A 17,787-nucleotide genomic window follows, 5' to 3' on the forward strand; every position below is an offset into this window, starting at 1 on the left:
TATGCAGACTTTTTCAGTGATTACGCGTCTTTTTTAGTTTTTTTTAACTCTATTACGGTGATTTCTGGCATAATTCCGACTCTTCCAGGATAAGCATGAAAGCCAAAACCACGATTTACGTAAATATATCTTCCTGCATTTTCATATAAACCCGCCCATTGTTTGTATACATATTGTACTGGACTCCATTTGAACCAACCCGGAATTTCAATTCCAAATTGTAAACCATGCGTATGTCCAGACAACGTTAAGTGATAATGTGTGTCGTGATTTTTGATTTCATTTTCCCAGTGACTTGGGTCGTGACTCATTACTATTTTAAAATCTTCTGGTTTTGTATTCGCAGTAGCTTTTTTCAAATCGCCTTTTTTACCAAAATGAACACCCCAATTTTCTACACCAACCAAAACAATTTCACTCGAACCTTTTTTAAGCCTTACGTTTTCGTTCATCAATAAATTGAAATCTATTTTTTGGTGAATGGCTTTTACATCTTCAAAATTTTGATTTTCTTCTTTATCAGAATCCCATTCAAAATATTTTCCATAGTCATGATTTCCCAAAATAGAATATTTCCCTAATTTCGGGTTATACAATCCTTTAAAAGTGTCAATCCACGGATCCATTTCTTTGGCATGTGTATTTACGATATCACCCGTAAATAATAACAAATCGGAATTTTGTTCGTTAATTAAATCAACAGCATATTTAATTTTATCCGTATTGTTCTCAAAACTTCCACTGTGTATATCTGAAATCTGAGTAATCGTAGTTCCATCAAATTCCTCAGGCAAATCATCAAAAAATATTTGTTGTTTTATGACTTTGAAATTAAATTTCCCAATTGTCATTCCATAAACTAAAGACGCGAACGGAATAGCAGCAATACCTAAAGCAATTTGACTTACAAATCTTCTTCTCGGACTGAAAAATTGTTCTCTATCTTCATCCACAAAACTCATAATACAAGCTTCTACAAAACGGGAAACATCTTCAATAAATAACACCAAAAAGATTAAAATTTTCGGAATATAAATTAATAAGGCTAAGCCGATGACAAACAAACTCGATTTATTTTGTCCTTTACCTCTTTCGAAATTCATAAATGAATAAACGATAAAAAGCATCGCAACAAGCGATATAACTAAATAAACACCTAAAACCCATTTGTTTTTGGTTATGGTTTTAATTGCTTGAAACGAGTAGAATTCAACAATTAGCAATATAATTAACGGTATTAAACCCTTCATGTTTTTTAAATTTTACACAAATTAACTAACAACTTGACAATTAACATAAATATTTATTGAATTTTAACAAAGATATTTTATTTAAAGAATTGTATTTTTACAAACGAATAAATAAAAAACCATTTATGTCACAAAAACGCTTATTTCTTTTAGACGCTTACGCACTTATTTTTCGCGGGTATTATGCTTTTATAAAAAACCCAAGAATCAACTCAAAAGGTATGGATACATCAGCCATTATGGGATTTATGAATGCCTTAATGGATGTCATTAAACGTGAAAAACCAGATCATTTAGCCGTTGCTTTTGATAAAGGCGGAAGTACGTTTCGTTTGGAAATGTTCGAACAATATAAAGCCAATCGTGATGCTACACCAGAAGCTATAAAAATTGCCGTTCCGTATATTCAAGATTTATTACGTGCGATGCATATTCCAATTGTGGAAGTGGCTGGTTTTGAAGCCGATGATTTAATTGGAACGATTGCCAAACAAGCCGAAAAAGAAAACTACAAAGTTTTTATGGTGACTCCTGATAAAGATTTCGCCCAGTTAGTTTCCGAAAATATTTTTATGTATCGTCCTGCTCGAATGGGGAACGATATTGAAATTTGGGGAATTCCAGAAGTGCAAGCTAAGTTTGAAGTGGAACATCCATTACAAGTGATTGATTATCTAGGAATGATGGGTGATGCGGTTGATAACATTCCAGGTTTACCAGGAGTTGGAGAGAAAACTGCTAAGAAATTACTAGCGGAATTTGGTTCGATGGAAAACCTTTTGGATAATACCGATAAACTAAAAGGCGCTTTAAAAACTAAAATTGAAGCCAATAAAGAACAAGGAATCTTATCTAAGAAGTTAGCCACAATTCTATTAGATTGCCCAGTAACTTTTGATGAAAATGATTACGAATTATCTACACCAGATGTAGAAAAAACAGATGCGTTATTTATGGAATTAGAATTCCGTCAAATGAAAGCGCAGTTTGATAAATTATACAATCCAGCAGCAACTTCTGAAGAAACAACTTCAGACACTCCTGTTTTAAAGAAAGCACCCGTTAAAAAAACGAACGATGAACAATATGATTTATTCGGTTTTTCTGATGCGGAAGATATAGCAGAAACACAAACTTCGTATTATGCGAACTTAGAAAACACACAACATTTTTACCAAAACGTACAAGGTGATTTGCCTACAAAAATGTTCATTCAAAATTTATTGAATCAAACTTCGGTTTGTTTTGATACAGAAACAACTGGTTTAGATGCTTTAAATTCGGAATTAGTTGGTTTGGCGTTTTCTTGGCAAAAAGGGAAAGGGTTTTATGTGCCGTTTCCAGAAAATCAGGAAGAAGCACAAATTTTAATTGACAAATTCAAACCGTTTTTCGAAAATGAAACCATTGAAAAAGTCGGACAAAATATTAAATACGATTTAAAAATTCTTTCTCGTTACGGAATTGAAGTCAAAGGAAATTTATTCGATACGATGATTGCGCATTATTTGATCAATCCAGATATGCGTCATAATATGGATGTGTTGAGTGAAACTTATTTGAAATATTCTCCAAAATCTATTACCGAATTAATTGGTAAAAAAGGAAAAAATCAAGGTAACATGCGTGATATTCCTTTGGATGATATCAAAGAATATGCTGTAGAAGATGCCGATGTGACGATTCAATTGAAAAATCATTTTTTACCGATTTTAGAAAAAGTAGGTACGAAAAAATTATATGATGAAATTGAGATTCCGTTAGTTCCGGTTTTAGCCGATATGGAAAAAGAAGGTATTAATTTAGATGTCGATTTCTTAAAGAAAATGTCAGTTGAAATGACGGCTGAAAGCAAAGCTTTAGAACAAAACATCTATGAAACCGCTGGTGAAACCTTCAATTTAGCTTCTCCAAAACAATTGGGAGATGTTTTATTTGACAAAATGAAAATTGGTGGTGCGAAACAAAAGAAAACCAAAACCGGTCAATATGCTACGGGTGAAGAAATCTTAAGTTATTTAGCCAACGACAATCCGATTGTAAAAGACATTTTAGAATGGCGTCAAATGGTGAAATTACAAAGTACTTATATTGATGCATTACCGAATCAAGTAGATCCAAAAACAGGTCGCGTTCATACTGATTATATGCAAACGGTTGCGGCGACTGGTCGTTTAAGTTCTAACAATCCGAATTTACAAAACATTCCAATTCGTACCGAAAGAGGAAGACAAATTAGAAAAGCTTTTATTGCCAGAGATGAAAATTACACGTTAGTTTCTGCCGATTATTCTCAAATTGAATTACGTATTATCGCAGCTTTATGTGGCGAAGAAAATATGATTGAAGCGTTTAGAAACAACGAAGACATTCATAAAAGTACCGCAGCAAAAGTGTTCAATGTGCCTTTAGAAGAAGTAACAAAAGAACAAAGAAGTCATGCTAAAACGGTAAATTTCGGAATTATTTATGGCGTTTCTGCTTTTGGATTGAGTAATCAAACGAATTTATCTCGTAAAGAAAGTGCGGAATTAATTGATGCGTATTACAAAACCTATCCAAAATTGAAATCGTTTATTTCTGATCAAGTAGATTTTGCGAGAGAAAACGGTTACGTTGAAACCATTTCAGGTAGAAGACGTTATTTAAAAGACATTAACTCTGCGAATGCAATAGTTCGTGGTGGAGCTGAAAGAAATGCCGTAAATGCACCAATTCAAGGTTCTGCTGCCGATATTATTAAAATTGCGATGATTAACATTCACAAAAAGCTAAAATCGGAAAACTGGCAATCTAAAATGTTATTGCAAGTGCATGATGAACTAGTTTTTGATGTACATAATAGCGAATTAGAGAAAATTCAACCGATGATTAAACACGAAATGGAAAATGCTTTTAAAATGATTGTTCCGTTAGACGTGGAAATTGGTTTAGGTAAAAACTGGTTGGAAGCACATTAATCAATATTCTTAAAAACAAAAAAGCCTTCTTAAAATTTAAGAAGGCTTTTTTTATGTGTTTTATTTTTGATTAACCGATAGTTATATCATCAATTTGAACAGTAGTTGTTTGTGTATCTGTTCCGATATATTCGAAAACAAAATAACCATTTCCAGTTAAACTTGCTGGAATATTATAAATACCTGCACTATTAAATGAATTCTCTGAAAGACCAATTCCTGGATAAGTAATATTTAAACCTTGTCCAGATGTAATATTCGTTAATTTTGATCTATCAACTGCACTTCCAGGTACATAATCAGCACTTTTAATGTAATATACTTTTAAAGCAACTTCACCTCTAAAAAATCTCATTTCTTCTTTAAAAGTCAAAGTACTAGCTGCAGTAAAATCTACAGGAACCATAAAAAATGTTTTACATGGAACTCCAGGATTTCCGTTACCTGCAAAAGAAGACATTTCAATATACTTATTTACAGGCGTACCAAACGATTTAACTTGCCAATATCTTGGTCCAAAATCTGCATCATTGATGTATTTTGGGAAATTTGATAAATTTACGGCATATGAAGTAAATGGCTCATTTAATGTTGCATCAAAAACATTAGCATTTCCAACAATTGGAGGAGCACTATCTATTCTTGGGTTCGTTAACATGATATCATTTTCTGTGCGAACCATAAATTGGTAACCACCTAAATACTTAGTTAAAACTCCTCTAATTTTTCCATTCAAAGAAGGAACTGGTTTTGCGGCAAAGGTTGCAAACTCAGAAATTCTAACTATTAATGTATTTCCTAAAGCATCAGAAACGATGTTATTTGTAGCACCACCAATTTGGTTGTTACTATTATAATATGTTTTTCCAACATTTGAATCAGAAAATTGAACTCCAGTAATTTCAATCAATTTATTCAAATTCGCATCATTTAACATAGTTGGAATTGTCAAATTGTTAACTAAAGTGTTTTCATCAACTTTAGTACAACTTCTTTTAACTATATCTTGATATTGAACAATCTCTAATCTTCCAACTTCATCAGCTAAAGGTGCACCATTATCAAATAAATTACCAATTTCTAATCCATTTGTTAATGGGTTATTATAAAAGTATCTATCTTTCATTTTAATATATACTTTTCTTCCTGGTTCAAATTTAGTATATAAATTATAGTCATCTACAGGAACAGAAAATCCTTTAGTTCCATCCAATGAAACCATTGAAATAGATTTATAAAAATTACCACCTTCATCACTTGAAGTTACATAAGCCTCAATGATATCGTCTGCACTAACTCCAGCAGGAACTGTACTATTATAAGATTTAACGATTCCAGTTGCTAGTGTTGCAATATTTTGTACTGTTTTTGTTGCAGTTAAATCACCACATTCTCCTGATAAATCTGGATCAGCATAATTATCATTATTAACACAACCAAATAAAGTTGCGAAAATAGCAGTTGTTAAAACTAATTTAATATTTTTCATAGTCATTTATTATAAAGTTTTATCAAATATTTTAATTTCGTCAACTCTTAAAGATCCATCTAACGCAGAATTTGTACTAGATCCTTTCGCTTTAAAAGCAATGTGAATATTTCCAGTGTAAGTTGATAAATCAATTTTTCCTGAATTCACATTTAAAACACCATCAGCACTTCCATTTGGTAAGTTAGTTGCTAATCCTGCAATATTAGCAGTAATTGGAGTCCAAGTTGCAGTTAACACATTCGTTCCATCAAAATCAGTAGAAATAAGAACTACTAAGTTGTTATTTGCATCAGTAATAAATTCTGCAGCAGTTTTAAAAGTTAAAACTTCATTTGAAGAATTATCCATATTGATAGCAGGAGATATTGCCCAAGCAATGTTTGTTGCATCACCAGTTGTACTACCAAAAGTAGTGAATTGAATATATCCGTTATTATCATCATTTTGTTCCGTCCATTGAACAGTACCAGTTTCAGCAAAACTTGTCCAATCTCCAAAATTTAAATATTCATCTTCATTAACTGTAAATGAATCAAAAACTTCCTTAAACACAACAGGTTTAAATGCTGGGATCTCTGTTTCTGGTTCTTCACAACCTACAAATGAAATTGTAAAAGCAACCAATATTATTTTTAAAAATATATTTTTCATAGCCAATTAATTAAAAGTTAACATATAAATTTACAAAATAAGTTCTTCCATATCCGTAAAAATATTTTGAACCAAAAGAAGGAGTATTGTTTGCTTGGTCAGTTTGAAGATCTGTAAAAGTAGCTTTTCTAGATTGTTCAAAACCACCTGTTTTATATGTTGTATCTAAAACATTATTTACAGATGCAAAGAAACCAATTGTAGTATTGTCAATTCTCCAAGATTTTCCTCCTGTTACGTTTAACAAATTAAAGTCAGCAAATTTTTCTTGCTTTAATAATTTTTCAACATTTTCAGGAGTAGCATTTGGATAACCGTAACCATCACTATCTACTGCAAAATTTTCAGTTCTAGTAATGTTAGAAATATCTACATAAGAATCCGCTAAATAGTTAATATTTGCTCCAATCCACCAGAAATGTGGATCTCTATATTCTAAACCAAATGAAGCAGCCGTTTGTGGCATACCTGCTATTCTGTAGTTTTTTAAATTTGATTTACCAAAGTCAACTACTGGTTGTGTATTTGTTAATGTCGCTTGTGCGTCATCATTTATTTTTAAATTCGGATTGTTACCGTATAAATACTGACCATAAGAAGCTGCAACCGTAGCTTTAATTGTAGAAGTAATTTGGTATTCCATACCTAATTCAGCACCAAAGTTTCTTTTTTCAATTCCTGTTAAAAGTTCCGAAATAAATGAATCTTCATCATTTCCATCAGCATCTTCACCTACATTTTCAGCATAGAAGAATGAAATTTCTGTTGCGTTTTGTACTTTAGAAGCAAAACCTGTTAAACGTGCTTTAAATTTCGGAGTTCTTACTACATAAGAAGCATCTAAACTAGTAACTCGCTCGCTTTCTAATTCTGGTACGATGTTATTGTTAATACGTGCATTAGCAAAAGTATTTCTCATATTTGGAGCTTTTGTCATATACACTCCATTGAAATCTAATAAATGCTGTCCAGTGATTTTGTATGTAAACCCTCCTTTGAAACCGAAGTTTTCAAAAATTTGTTTTCCACTTTTTCCGAAAGAATTATTAGCATAGATTCCGTTTCTGTACAAACCTTCTCTTTCATATTGACTTCTAGAGAATGATTGTGCTAAATAGAAATCTGTTTTTTTGTATGAGAATTTAAATTGTGTAAACGCATCCATAACAATTGCATTCAAATTATAGTTGTATCCGTAAGTATCTCCAACTTTAATTTGTCTGTTTGGATTATTTAAATCTGACTGTGTTTGATCTCCAGAATAAAATGGATCTATATCAGAAAAATATTGACCTCCTAATAAATCCAACATATTTTGGAAATTATGAGATTTTAATTTTTTGAAAGTTGCACCAGCGTTTAATTTTACGTTATCAGATAAGTCTGAGAATAAAATTGAATTGGCAGAAATTTGTTTATCATCCGTTCTGTCTTCGTATAAAGCATAAACACTTTTACCACCATTTGAACTATTTTGATTTGCTGTATAAATAGCTGGCCAATCAATTTGCCCATCAGCAATAAAATTTGCTCTTGCTTGATTTGCTAATGGATTTGTTCCATCTGCCAAATAGTTTGAAGGATCGTTATAAAAATAACTTGGTAAGTTTTTATAATATGTAGGATCAGGATTATTAGCACCTTGATAATCAAATCTACTGTTTCCAATAGAACCAGTTTGATAAGATACATTCGTATTTAATGTCGTTTTTTCAGACATTTTCCAATAGTGACTTAACATTAAAATAGGCTCTTCTACATCTTTATCTCTAGAATTACGTTTTTTTCCGTTTTGGTATCCCCAATAAGAATTGTATTTAATCCCTTTAATATCATTTACTTCATTAGTATTTGGAGAATTTTTTCCTCTGCTATTTTGAGCATAAATACTTGTAAAGTTTAAACTATGTCTTTTATTGAATCTTTTTTCAACACTTGCAAAAAATGAATTTGCAGCATAATCTGTACCTTCAAAATAACCTTCTTTAGCCCATCTTCTTGAACCAGAAACGCTATATGCCCAACCATTTTCCATTAAACCAGAGTTATGAGTAATCATAGATCTCCAAGAATAATTAGTGTTGGTACCTGATTGAGAAATTCTTGTTCCTTTTCTGTACAAAGAAGCTCTAGTATTAATTTCTTGAGTTCCTAAAATTCCACCAAAAGTATAATCTGATGGCGCAGAACCTAAAGTAAATTCTTGATTTCTAGTTGCGTCATTTAAACCACCCCAGTTACTCCATTGTGGTCTTCCGTCGTAGATTTTGTTCATAGAAATACCATTAATCATGGTAACTCCATACTCATTATCTAAACCTCTCATTCTAAAACGAGCTTGTCCCCAATTGAAAGCCGCAGCTTGTTGGTACGCATCTCTAGAAGATTGTAACAAACCTGCAGTACTTTCAGAACCACTGTTATCGTCACCTAAATCGTTTTCCGTAATAGTAACTAAACTTAATTGTTGTTCTGAAGTAATGTCTTCTTCCAAAAACATCATTCCAACATCTAACGTTTGATTATCAACTACTTCAATTGCGAAGTTTTGTGTGTTATATCCATCTACAGAAACAACCAAAATTTGGTTTCCAGCTGTAATACCTTTAATTTGGAATTCTCCTAAATTGTTAGTAGTTACAAATTGTTCGTTAGATTGAATCATAACCTTTACGCTACCCAATGGGATTTGCGATTTAGAATCAACTACTTTTCCTTTAACAGTTGATTGATTTTGAGCCATTACTAAAACGGCCTGAAATAAAAATAAAAGACTTAATGCAAGTTTTTTCATACTTAATTATAAATTAATACTTTAACTAACATTTAATTTACAAAAACTAAATGCGGGCAAATGTACAACATTTAATAATATTATTTACCTTTGGCCTCAATTTTGCTTTAACATTTAATCATAATTTAACCTTGGATATGAAAATAAAACCATTTTACAGCGTTTTAGCAGTTATTTTGTTTGTTACAACGAGTTTTGCACAAGAGAAAAAAAACTACATGGTAAACACAATAGCTTTCTATAATTTAGAAAACTTATTTGACACTATTAATGACCCTACAATTAATGATGAGGATTTCATTTATACTCCTGAAAACTATAAAGATAAATTACAAAAATTGGAAAGAGTAATTTCTCAATTAGGAACAAGTGCAGAACAAAAAAATTCTCCAGTTGTTTTAGGTGTTGCTGAAATAGAAAACAGACAAGTTTTAGAAGATTTATGCAAACAACCTTTATTAGCAGCAAAAGGTTATGCCGTTATTCATTTTGATTCTCCAGACAAAAGAGGAATTGATACTGGTTTTTTATACCAAAAAGGACATTTTACTCCAACGAGTTACAAAAACTACCCTTTAATTGTAACGGAAGATCTTACCGATAAAAAAGCGAAAGACAAAGAAAAAGTAGAAGACACTGACGATAATGTGGTAGATACAAAAACAAAGAGAATCTTTACTCGTGACCAAATATTAATGACTGGTTTATTAGATGGTGAAGAAATGCACTTTATTGTAAGTCACTGGCCTTCTCGAAGAGGTGGTGAAAAAAGAAGTAGCCCATTACGAGAAGCTGCTGCAGCTTTAAACAAAAAAATCATCGATTCGTTACAGGTAATCAACCCAAATGCTAAGATTTTTACCATGGGAGATTTAAATGACGGACCATTTAACAAAAGTGTAAAACAAGTTTTAGGTGCTAAAGGTGATGAAAAAGAAGTAAAACCTCTAGGTTTATACAATCCTGCAGAAAAATTAATGAATAAAGGAATAGGAACATTAGCATTCAGAGATTCTTGGGATTTCTTCGATCAAATTATTATATCTGAACCTTTATTAAGAAGAGATTATACTTCTTGGAGATATTGGAAAGCTGGAGTTTATAACGCTCCGTTCATGATTCAACAAACCGGACAATATAAAGGTTATGCTTTGAGAAATGGAAATACTGGACCGGGATATTCGGATCACTTTCCTTCTTACATATACCTTATTAAAGAAGCAAAAAAATAAATTCATATAAAATTAAATGAACCGTCTCAACAAAATTGAGGCGGTTTTTTATTTTTTGTCTGTTTCAAAAAATCGGTGTAAATTCGTTAAACATAAAAAAACTCTACAATATGTCAATAGTCAAACCTTTCAACCTAAATAAGTGGATTTCAGCAAATCGTCATCTTCTAGTTCCGCCAGTTGCCAATAAAAATTTATATGTTGATTCTGGCGATTATATTGTAATGATTGTAGCCGGACCAAATGCCAGAAAAGATTTTCATTATAACGAAACGGAAGAATTATTTTATCAGTTAGAAGGAGATATTACGATTTATATTCAGGAAGATGGTAAAAAGAAAGCCATGCATCTTTCTGCTGGCGATATGTTTTTATTACCCGGAAAAACACCACATTCTCCTAACAGAACCGAAAATTCCATTGGTTTGGTTATCGAAAGAAAAAGAACAGAAGGCAAAGACGGTTTACTTTGGTTTTGCGACAATTGCAATCACAAACTTCATGAAGTGTATTTCGGATTAAATGATATCGAAAAAGATTTTTTGCAACATTTCAAAGATTTTTATTCTTCAGAAAAAAAAAGAACTTGTGACAAATGCGGAACAGTGATGGAAACTAATCCGAAATTTGTGAAATAACTCACTTTTTTAGGGATTCCATTGATTTGCATTGCAATTCAAATCTATTTATTACCTTTGCATAAAAATAACAAAAACACATAATAAAGTTACATATGTCAACAATAGCATCACAATTCGGAATGCAAGAAGCATTACAAGCATTAGGAATTAAAGAAGTAAACGACGGAACTTCTACAGGTTCAAACAGTTTTTCTTCAGGAGAAATAATCGAAAGTTATTCACCAGTTGATGGTCAATTAATCGGTAAAGTAAAAACAACAACTGCAGCAGACTACGAAAAAGTGATGCAAAGTGCAACGGAAGCTTTCAAATCTTTCCGCGCTATGCCAGCACCTCAACGCGGAGAAATTGTTCGTCAGTTTGGAAATAAATTAAGAGAATTAAAAGAACCACTTGGGAAATTAGTTTCTTACGAAATGGGTAAGTCGTTACAAGAGGGTTACGGTGAAGTTCAAGAAATGATTGACATTTGCGACTTCGCAGTAGGTTTATCACGTCAATTAAACGGACAAACGATTCCATCTGAACGTCCAGGTCACGTAATGAGAGAGCAATGGCATTCAATTGGAGTTGTTGGAATTATTTCAGCTTTCAACTTCCCAGTAGCGGTTTGGGCTTGGAACACCGCTTTAGCATGGATTTGTGGTGACGTTTGTGTATGGAAAGGTTCTGAAAAAGCGCCAATTTGTACGATCGCTTGTCAAAATATTATTGCTGATGTATTAAAAGCAAACAATTTACCAGAAGGAATTTCTTGTATTATTAATGGAGATTACAAAGTAGGTGAAATGATGACTACTGACGTAAGAATTCCTTTAGTATCTGCAACAGGATCTACAAGAATGGGAAGAATTGTTGGTGCAACTGTAGCACAACGTTTCGGAAAATCATTATTAGAATTAGGTGGAAACAACGCCATTATTATTACTCCAACTGCTGATTTAAAAGTAGTAGTTCCTGGAGCGGTTTTCGGAGCGGTTGGAACAGCTGGACAAAGATGTACTTCTACTCGTAGATTAATTATTCATGAATCAGTTTACGATAAAGTAAGAGATGCGATTGTTGGTGCTTACGGACAATTAACAATTGGAAATCCATTAGATCAAAAAAACCATATCGGTCCACTTATCGATACAGATGCGGTTAACACGTATTTAGCGGCTATTGAAAAAGCTAAAGCTGAAGGTGGAAAAGTATTAGTTGAAGGTGGCGTTTTATCTGGAGAAGGTTACGAATCTGGATGTTACGTGAAACCAGCAATTATTGAAGCTGAGAATCATTTTGAAATTGTTCAACACGAAACGTTTGCTCCAATTTTATATTTAATGAAATATGAAGGTGAAGTAGAAAACGCAATTGACAAACAAAATGGTGTAGCTCAAGGTTTATCTTCTGCGATTATGACAAACAGCATGAAAGAAGCAGAAAAATTCTTATCATTTTCAGGTTCTGACTGTGGAATTGCTAACGTAAACATCGGAACTTCTGGTGCAGAAATTGGTGGTGCTTTCGGTGGAGAAAAAGAAACTGGTGGTGGAAGAGAATCTGGTTCAGATGCTTGGAAAGTTTACATGAGAAGACAAACGAACACAGTTAACTACTCTGATCAATTACCTTTAGCACAAGGAATTAAATTTGATTTGTAATCTTTATAGATTTTAGAATATAGAAAAACCCTGCAAATATAATATTTGCAGGGTTTTTTGATTATTTCAATTTGTCATGCTGAACTTGTTTCAGCATCTAAAATTATTTCGTCTTCTTCACGTATTGCGTTAAAATAACAATATGTTGGTTTTCTACTCTACCTTCAATTTGATTGGCATTGTCCCAAACTAGTTTGATGTTATGAACTGCTGCACCACGTTTTGCAGTGAAAGTAGCGCCTTTTACATCTAAATCTTTTATTAAAACTACAGAATCGCCGTCTAATAAAATGTTTCCGTTAGAATCTTTATGAATGATTTTTCCTTCTTCATCTTCGTCTTCACCTGTTGCTTTTGCCCATTCTAAGGCATCTTCGTCAAAATACATCATTTCTAACATATCGTTGTTTTTTAAACGTGCGTGCATTCTCCAAGATACAATTTGTACTGGTAAATTTTCATTCCACATACTATCTGACAAACCTCTCCAATCGTTGGCGTTCATCAAATCTTTATTTTCAATTTGATCTCTTAATGATTTCGTAATTAAAATACAGTTTTCTGGAATGGCTTCTGTTTTAGGCTCTACGATATAAACTACTAAGTTTTCATCGCTTCCGCTAATTTCACAAACACTTCCGCTTCTGTCTTTTAATCTTTTTTCTGTAACTATACTCATTTCTTATAAATTGAATGAAGCACCAATTTGAAAAGTAAATTGGTTGTTATAATGTCCGAAAACACCCGGAGTAGTGTCATATTCTGCAATTGGTAAATTCATTTCTGAATACACACCAAAACCATCAGTAAAGAAATATCTGAAACCTAAATGTGTTCCAAAATTTCTTGTCCCTAAATTTATACCTGGATAAATATCCATATTATCTTCTAAACCAATTACATTACCCAAGTTAGCATTAAAACGAACTTTAAGATCTGCTCTGTCTTGAAATTTTGGTTTTTCATTTTCTGGTAAAAATGTTACTTCGTTAATTCTCACACCATTATCGGCACTAAGCATATAACTAGCCGAAAAACCGAATGACATATTTTCACCAATTCCATAATCGTTAGTTAAAACAATCCCAGTTCCACCATTTTGAATGGTAGCACCAATTTGTAATTTTAAATCTTCTTTTCCTTTATAAGCTTGCGCATTGGCTAAAAGTCCCATTCCTAAGAATGCAACAAGTACTAGTTTTTTCATTCTACATTTTTTTAAATTCTTTGCAAAAATAAAGAAAATTAACATTTTTTAAGGTAAAGCCGTAATAAAAATTACTTAAAAAAATTTACTTTTACACCGTAGAAAGTACTTTAAACAATTCTTAAAAAAACGATATGTGTTTATAGCAACAAATAGGGGATAAAATTCAAAATAAGTTATAAAAACATGAAAAATTCAAAACTTAAAATGAAAAAAAACACGAATTTAACTTTAAATATACATTTCGTTTTGAACTAACCTAATTAGAAATAAAAAACAACATAAAAGCAATGTAATATTCTAACTTTACAAACCAAAAAGTATAACATTAAAACAAACAACTTTAACCTTTCATAAATATCCAGAGTTAAATTATTTTTTTGTGTAGTTTAAAAAGATTACAAGATTTACATCCTTACTCTAAAAGAAAACAATAGTATTAAAACAAAACATGATTTCAAATATATTACTGGTCGACGATCATCCAGCTATTTTAAATGGTTATATATCTATTTTAGGCCTTAATCATAAAGACTTAAAACTTTCTCCAACATTTTGCTACAATTGTGAAGAAGCATATAACGAGATTACCAAGCCTATACATGCGGATTTTTTTGACTTTATTTTACTAGACCGTAGTTTACCTCCTTTTCATGAAAAGAACATGAAATCAGGTGAAGATTTAGCCATTCTAGCAAAAAAGCATCAAACAAAAGCCAAAATTATCATCTTAACTGGACATGCAGAAACCTTTATCATTTATGACATTATACACAATGTTAACCCAAATGGTTTAATCATAAAAAGTGATGCTACTGTAGATGTTCTTTTAGATGCTTTCCATGAAGTTGTTGATGGCAAAACTTATTACAGTCATACCGTTACGGATAATATGAAAGATTTATTAACTCGAGAAGATTACCTAGATAATATTAACAGACAAATTATCGTATTAATAGCTCAAGGATTTAAAAACAAAACTATTGCTACACAATTGGGATTAAGCGAAAGCACAGTAGAAAAAAGAAAATCAAAGATTAAAGATTTTTTTCTTACGAATAAAAGCACAGATGAAGAGCTTATTTTTGAAGTAAAAAAACAAGGTTTTATTTAATTTAACATTATTTACGGCAAAACCGTAATTAAAAACAAAAGAGTACCGTTACCTTTACATAGGTAAATATTTCATCAAACAACTGGGGGGTTGTAAAATGAGCATAATCCGTCTGATACTTTCAGGCGGATTTTTTTTAGCTAATAATAAAGCCAACTTCCTTTAGCTTAGAGCCGTTATTACTTAAAAATAAAATAATTAATTTGATCTTTATTTATATATAAGAAGCATTAAGGGATCTAGAACCTTAATTAAATACATTAATGCTTTTACTACAAACTATTTTAGACTAAAAACGTCATTCTCAAAGAAAAAATATTCAAGAAACAGGGCTTGGAAAACTATTTTTCATAGAAGATTTATAATGCAATACGTCAAAATCTAATTCCTTTAATAAGTAATTAAAACACAGTAATTACCAATAAAAAAAAGACATAAACAAACTAGACGAAGTCAGCGTTTCAAAACTACTTAAAATAAAAAAACTGTGTCAAAAAGATTTGACACAGTTTTTTTATATAGTAACTAATATTATTTAGGGCATCATTTTTGTTTACTAGAATTTTTTTCCAGCATGATATCATGTTTCAACTTTGTTGGACCAATTGGAAGTCTTAAATTTTCAAATTCAGAATTTATGTTTCCATTTTCATCTTTGCTATCAGCTCTACTTCCAACAATATGCCAAGAAAAACTAACATTACTATTCCCTTTATTTAATTCTTTAACTCTAAAACCAATATTTGATTTATCTGTAACAAAAACTCCATTACAATCCCCTTCTAATTGAATAAAAACTTTTAAAGGATGCTTCTCATCAATTTTCATTGATGAAGCTAAAATTTTATCTAATGTTATGAAAGCTTCTCCATTAATTAATTTTGAAACACCATAATCTTCAAATAACACTTCAGGAGCTTCTGGACAAAACATAATTCTAGGCTTTTTGTTTTCATCTAAAATAATGGTAGACGCAACTCCGTTTCCAATTACTTTATAATCTGTTCCACCACCACCTGTACCATTGTGATTGTATTTTAAACCCGCAAAAGAATAGGATTGTGCACTTACACCTCCCTCAAAATAACCTCCATATAACACATTTTGAGCGCCTAAAATACCATTTGGCGATACATTATCTTTACCTGCCAATTTTGCAAAAGCACTTGAACCAGAAGTAGCAGTATTGTTATCGTTATCTAATGAAAAACCTCCGGCTGCATGACCATTGTGAGCGGCTGTATTAGGAAAACCATTCCCTGTACTAGCATACACGCCAAAACCATCAACATGTGAACCTGCAATTCCAGCCCCAATTGTAGGTAAAACACTTGGAGGTGTTGCCCCAGAACTTGCTATTATACTTGTACCCGTTGCATTACTATTTGTAGCCCAAACAGCATTTCCCTTTCCTACATTATCATCATTATTTACTGCGTTTATCGCATCATTTCCAGCTCCTGCGTGTACAACTTTTAACTTTTCAGAAGCAGCTCCTGTATTGTTTATTCCAACACTTCCATCGGATCTAATTCTCATTCTTTCATTAAAGAAAGGTGTAGTAGCTCTACCAGTAGAAAAAATAATTGATTTTGTGTTATTAGCATTAGCAATATACATGTCTTGCCCACTACCTACATAACTTACGTCATTTGCTACACCAATATTATAAGCAGTTGGAAAATTAAACGTTGAATTATTTATTCCTAGCCAAGCAAAACCTGTAGTGGCACTTCCATTATCAGCAGTAGCAGAATACCCACTTTGTGCTTGCGTTCCTGTACTAGTGTTTTGAACGTTAAATTGCAAATAATCATTTATACTTCCAGTTGCATTTACAACAGAATTCACGGTAGATACTCCTGCAGCAACATCTAATTTTGCGGCTGGAGTTGCAGTTCCAATTCCTACATTCCCATTATGAATAATACGCATTTTTTCAGATGTATTTGTTCCTCCACTATTTCTAGTATGAAAAGCAATATTAGAAGGCCAATTTCCAGAATTGGCACCTGTAGCTACTATGTTCAAATTTTGCCCAATTACTCCACCGGGATAAGTAGATTGAATTACGCCTCCATTATAATCTGCATATGTTGCAGGGGTAAAACTTGAGACTGAAGTGGCTGTTTTTATAGCTATAGCAGAGCTACTACCACTACTTGCATTCCCAATTTCTAATAAATTTGTAGGGGTTGTAGTTCCTATACCAACATTACCAGCCGAGGTAACTCTCATTTTTTCCGTATTATTTGTTCTTGTAACAAAATCTACAGCATCTGTAGTACCAATAAAGTTTGTAGTTGCGACAGTACCAGTATTTCCAGTTAATGACCAAGCTGTAAGACTACCTGTTGGAATTGGCACCCAAATGGTTCCATTCCAATAATAAAATCCAGGCGCAACTTGATTTGGACCTAACGCAGATGTAAATGTATTATACACCAACTCAGAAACTGTTGGAGTTAAAACCGTAGCCACGTTTGTTGCAGACAAAGCAACTCTTGGAATTAAAAGCCCTTCATCTGTAGAAGTGACATCCAATGCTCCTACAGGAGAAACGGTTCCAATACCAACTTGGGCATTACAATTACTATTCCCTAAAAGAGAAAATAGAAAAGTTAAAAAAAAAGATTTTAAAGTCAAGTTCATCATATTAATTATTTTTGTTAATTACTCTATTTTAATAAAACAACAAATTAAGATTTTATAATTTTATAAAGATAATTTGCTAACTAAGAACGCAATTACGGATTTGCCGTAATGTTTGTTAAATTTACAGAACAAAGCAACCTGATGA

Annotated in this window: 12 protein-coding genes; 5 read left to right on the forward strand and 7 right to left on the reverse strand. The window is 32.1% G+C overall.

Going from position 1 to position 17,787, the window contains the following annotated elements:
* Window positions 1–20 precede the first annotated feature (20 nt).
* The gene (locus G6N05_RS11335; RefSeq protein WP_166129047.1) at window positions 21–1,250 is read right to left on the reverse strand and encodes a metallophosphoesterase; all 1,230 of its coding nucleotides are present in this window, start codon (window positions 1,248–1,250) and stop codon (window positions 21–23) included.
* 125 nt (window positions 1,251–1,375) lie between these two features.
* On the opposite strand from G6N05_RS11335, the gene polA reads away from it, so the two are divergent.
* Window positions 1,376–4,210 carry a DNA polymerase I gene (gene polA, locus G6N05_RS11340; protein ID WP_166129050.1) on the forward strand — a complete coding sequence of 945 codons (2,835 nt, stop codon included), beginning with the start codon at window positions 1,376–1,378 and terminating at the stop codon, window positions 4,208–4,210.
* A gap of 70 nt (window positions 4,211–4,280) precedes the next feature.
* Here polA and G6N05_RS11345 read toward each other — a convergent pair whose 3' ends face one another.
* From G6N05_RS11345 to G6N05_RS11355, 3 genes are read right to left on the reverse strand one after another with little or no spacing between them, the layout of a single operon-like run.
* Entirely contained in the window at window positions 4,281–5,699 is a 1,419-nt protein-coding gene (locus G6N05_RS11345; protein WP_166129053.1) for a DUF5689 domain-containing protein, read from the reverse strand.
* Between the two features lie 9 nt (window positions 5,700–5,708).
* On the reverse strand, window positions 5,709–6,353 hold the full coding sequence (locus G6N05_RS11350; protein ID WP_166129058.1) for a choice-of-anchor J domain-containing protein: 645 nt from the start codon (window positions 6,351–6,353) through the stop codon (window positions 5,709–5,711).
* Between the two features lie 10 nt (window positions 6,354–6,363).
* Window positions 6,364–9,147 carry a carboxypeptidase-like regulatory domain-containing protein gene (locus G6N05_RS11355; protein ID WP_166129062.1) on the reverse strand — a complete coding sequence of 928 codons (2,784 nt, stop codon included), beginning with the start codon at window positions 9,145–9,147 and terminating at the stop codon, window positions 6,364–6,366.
* A gap of 137 nt (window positions 9,148–9,284) precedes the next feature.
* On the opposite strand from G6N05_RS11355, the gene G6N05_RS11360 reads away from it, so the two are divergent.
* From G6N05_RS11360 to amaB, 3 genes are all read left to right on the forward strand, one after another.
* Complete coding sequence (locus tag G6N05_RS11360) at window positions 9,285–10,379, forward strand: endonuclease/exonuclease/phosphatase family protein (RefSeq protein ID WP_166129065.1); 1,095 nt, start codon at window positions 9,285–9,287, stop codon at window positions 10,377–10,379.
* A gap of 110 nt (window positions 10,380–10,489) precedes the next feature.
* Entirely contained in the window at window positions 10,490–11,017 is a 528-nt protein-coding gene (locus G6N05_RS11365; protein WP_166129068.1) for a 3-hydroxyanthranilate 3,4-dioxygenase, read from the forward strand.
* 95 nt (window positions 11,018–11,112) lie between these two features.
* A complete protein-coding gene (gene amaB, locus G6N05_RS11370) occupies window positions 11,113–12,666 on the forward strand; it encodes an L-piperidine-6-carboxylate dehydrogenase (RefSeq protein ID WP_166129071.1) in 1,554 nt (517 codons plus the stop codon).
* A gap of 103 nt (window positions 12,667–12,769) precedes the next feature.
* Here amaB and G6N05_RS11375 read toward each other — a convergent pair whose 3' ends face one another.
* On the reverse strand, window positions 12,770–13,345 hold the full coding sequence (locus G6N05_RS11375) for a PhnA domain-containing protein (RefSeq protein WP_166129076.1): 576 nt from the start codon (window positions 13,343–13,345) through the stop codon (window positions 12,770–12,772).
* Between the two features lie 3 nt (window positions 13,346–13,348).
* Window positions 13,349–13,873, reverse strand: a complete 525-nt coding sequence (locus tag G6N05_RS11380; RefSeq protein ID WP_166129080.1) for a DUF6646 family protein — start codon at window positions 13,871–13,873, stop codon at window positions 13,349–13,351.
* A 451-nt stretch (window positions 13,874–14,324) separates the two neighbouring features.
* Here G6N05_RS11380 and G6N05_RS11385 point away from each other — a divergent pair, with 451 nt between their 5' ends.
* Entirely contained in the window at window positions 14,325–14,987 is a 663-nt protein-coding gene (locus G6N05_RS11385; protein ID WP_166129083.1) for a transcriptional regulator, read from the forward strand.
* Window positions 14,988–15,530: 543 nt separating this feature from the next.
* Here G6N05_RS11385 and G6N05_RS11390 read toward each other — a convergent pair.
* A complete protein-coding gene (locus G6N05_RS11390; RefSeq protein WP_166129088.1) occupies window positions 15,531–17,642 on the reverse strand; it encodes an autotransporter outer membrane beta-barrel domain-containing protein in 2,112 nt (703 codons plus the stop codon).
* Window positions 17,643–17,787 lie beyond the last annotated feature (145 nt).

The sequence above is a fragment of the Flavobacterium bernardetii genome, from assembly GCF_011305415.1.
In the GTDB taxonomy this organism is placed as follows: domain Bacteria; phylum Bacteroidota; class Bacteroidia; order Flavobacteriales; family Flavobacteriaceae; genus Flavobacterium; species Flavobacterium bernardetii.

What these genes read in the sequence shown, in the direction of transcription:
- G6N05_RS11335 (WP_166129047.1), bottom strand. Translation starts at nt 1,250, where the DNA reads ATGAAGGGTTTAATACCGTTAATTATATTGCTAATTGTTGAATTCTAC.
- polA (WP_166129050.1), top strand. Translation starts at nt 1,376, where the DNA reads ATGTCACAAAAACGCTTATTTCTTTTAGACGCTTACGCACTTATTTTT.
- G6N05_RS11345 (WP_166129053.1), bottom strand. Translation starts at nt 5,699, where the DNA reads ATGAAAAATATTAAATTAGTTTTAACAACTGCTATTTTCGCAACTTTA.
- G6N05_RS11350 (WP_166129058.1), bottom strand. Translation starts at nt 6,353, where the DNA reads ATGAAAAATATATTTTTAAAAATAATATTGGTTGCTTTTACAATTTCA.
- G6N05_RS11355 (WP_166129062.1), bottom strand. Translation starts at nt 9,147, where the DNA reads ATGAAAAAACTTGCATTAAGTCTTTTATTTTTATTTCAGGCCGTTTTA.
- G6N05_RS11360 (WP_166129065.1), top strand. Translation starts at nt 9,285, where the DNA reads ATGAAAATAAAACCATTTTACAGCGTTTTAGCAGTTATTTTGTTTGTT.
- G6N05_RS11365 (WP_166129068.1), top strand. Translation starts at nt 10,490, where the DNA reads ATGTCAATAGTCAAACCTTTCAACCTAAATAAGTGGATTTCAGCAAAT.
- amaB (WP_166129071.1), top strand. Translation starts at nt 11,113, where the DNA reads ATGTCAACAATAGCATCACAATTCGGAATGCAAGAAGCATTACAAGCA.
- G6N05_RS11375 (WP_166129076.1), bottom strand. Translation starts at nt 13,345, where the DNA reads ATGAGTATAGTTACAGAAAAAAGATTAAAAGACAGAAGCGGAAGTGTT.
- G6N05_RS11380 (WP_166129080.1), bottom strand. Translation starts at nt 13,873, where the DNA reads ATGAAAAAACTAGTACTTGTTGCATTCTTAGGAATGGGACTTTTAGCC.
- G6N05_RS11385 (WP_166129083.1), top strand. Translation starts at nt 14,325, where the DNA reads ATGATTTCAAATATATTACTGGTCGACGATCATCCAGCTATTTTAAAT.
- G6N05_RS11390 (WP_166129088.1), bottom strand. Translation starts at nt 17,642, where the DNA reads ATGATGAACTTGACTTTAAAATCTTTTTTTTTAACTTTTCTATTTTCT.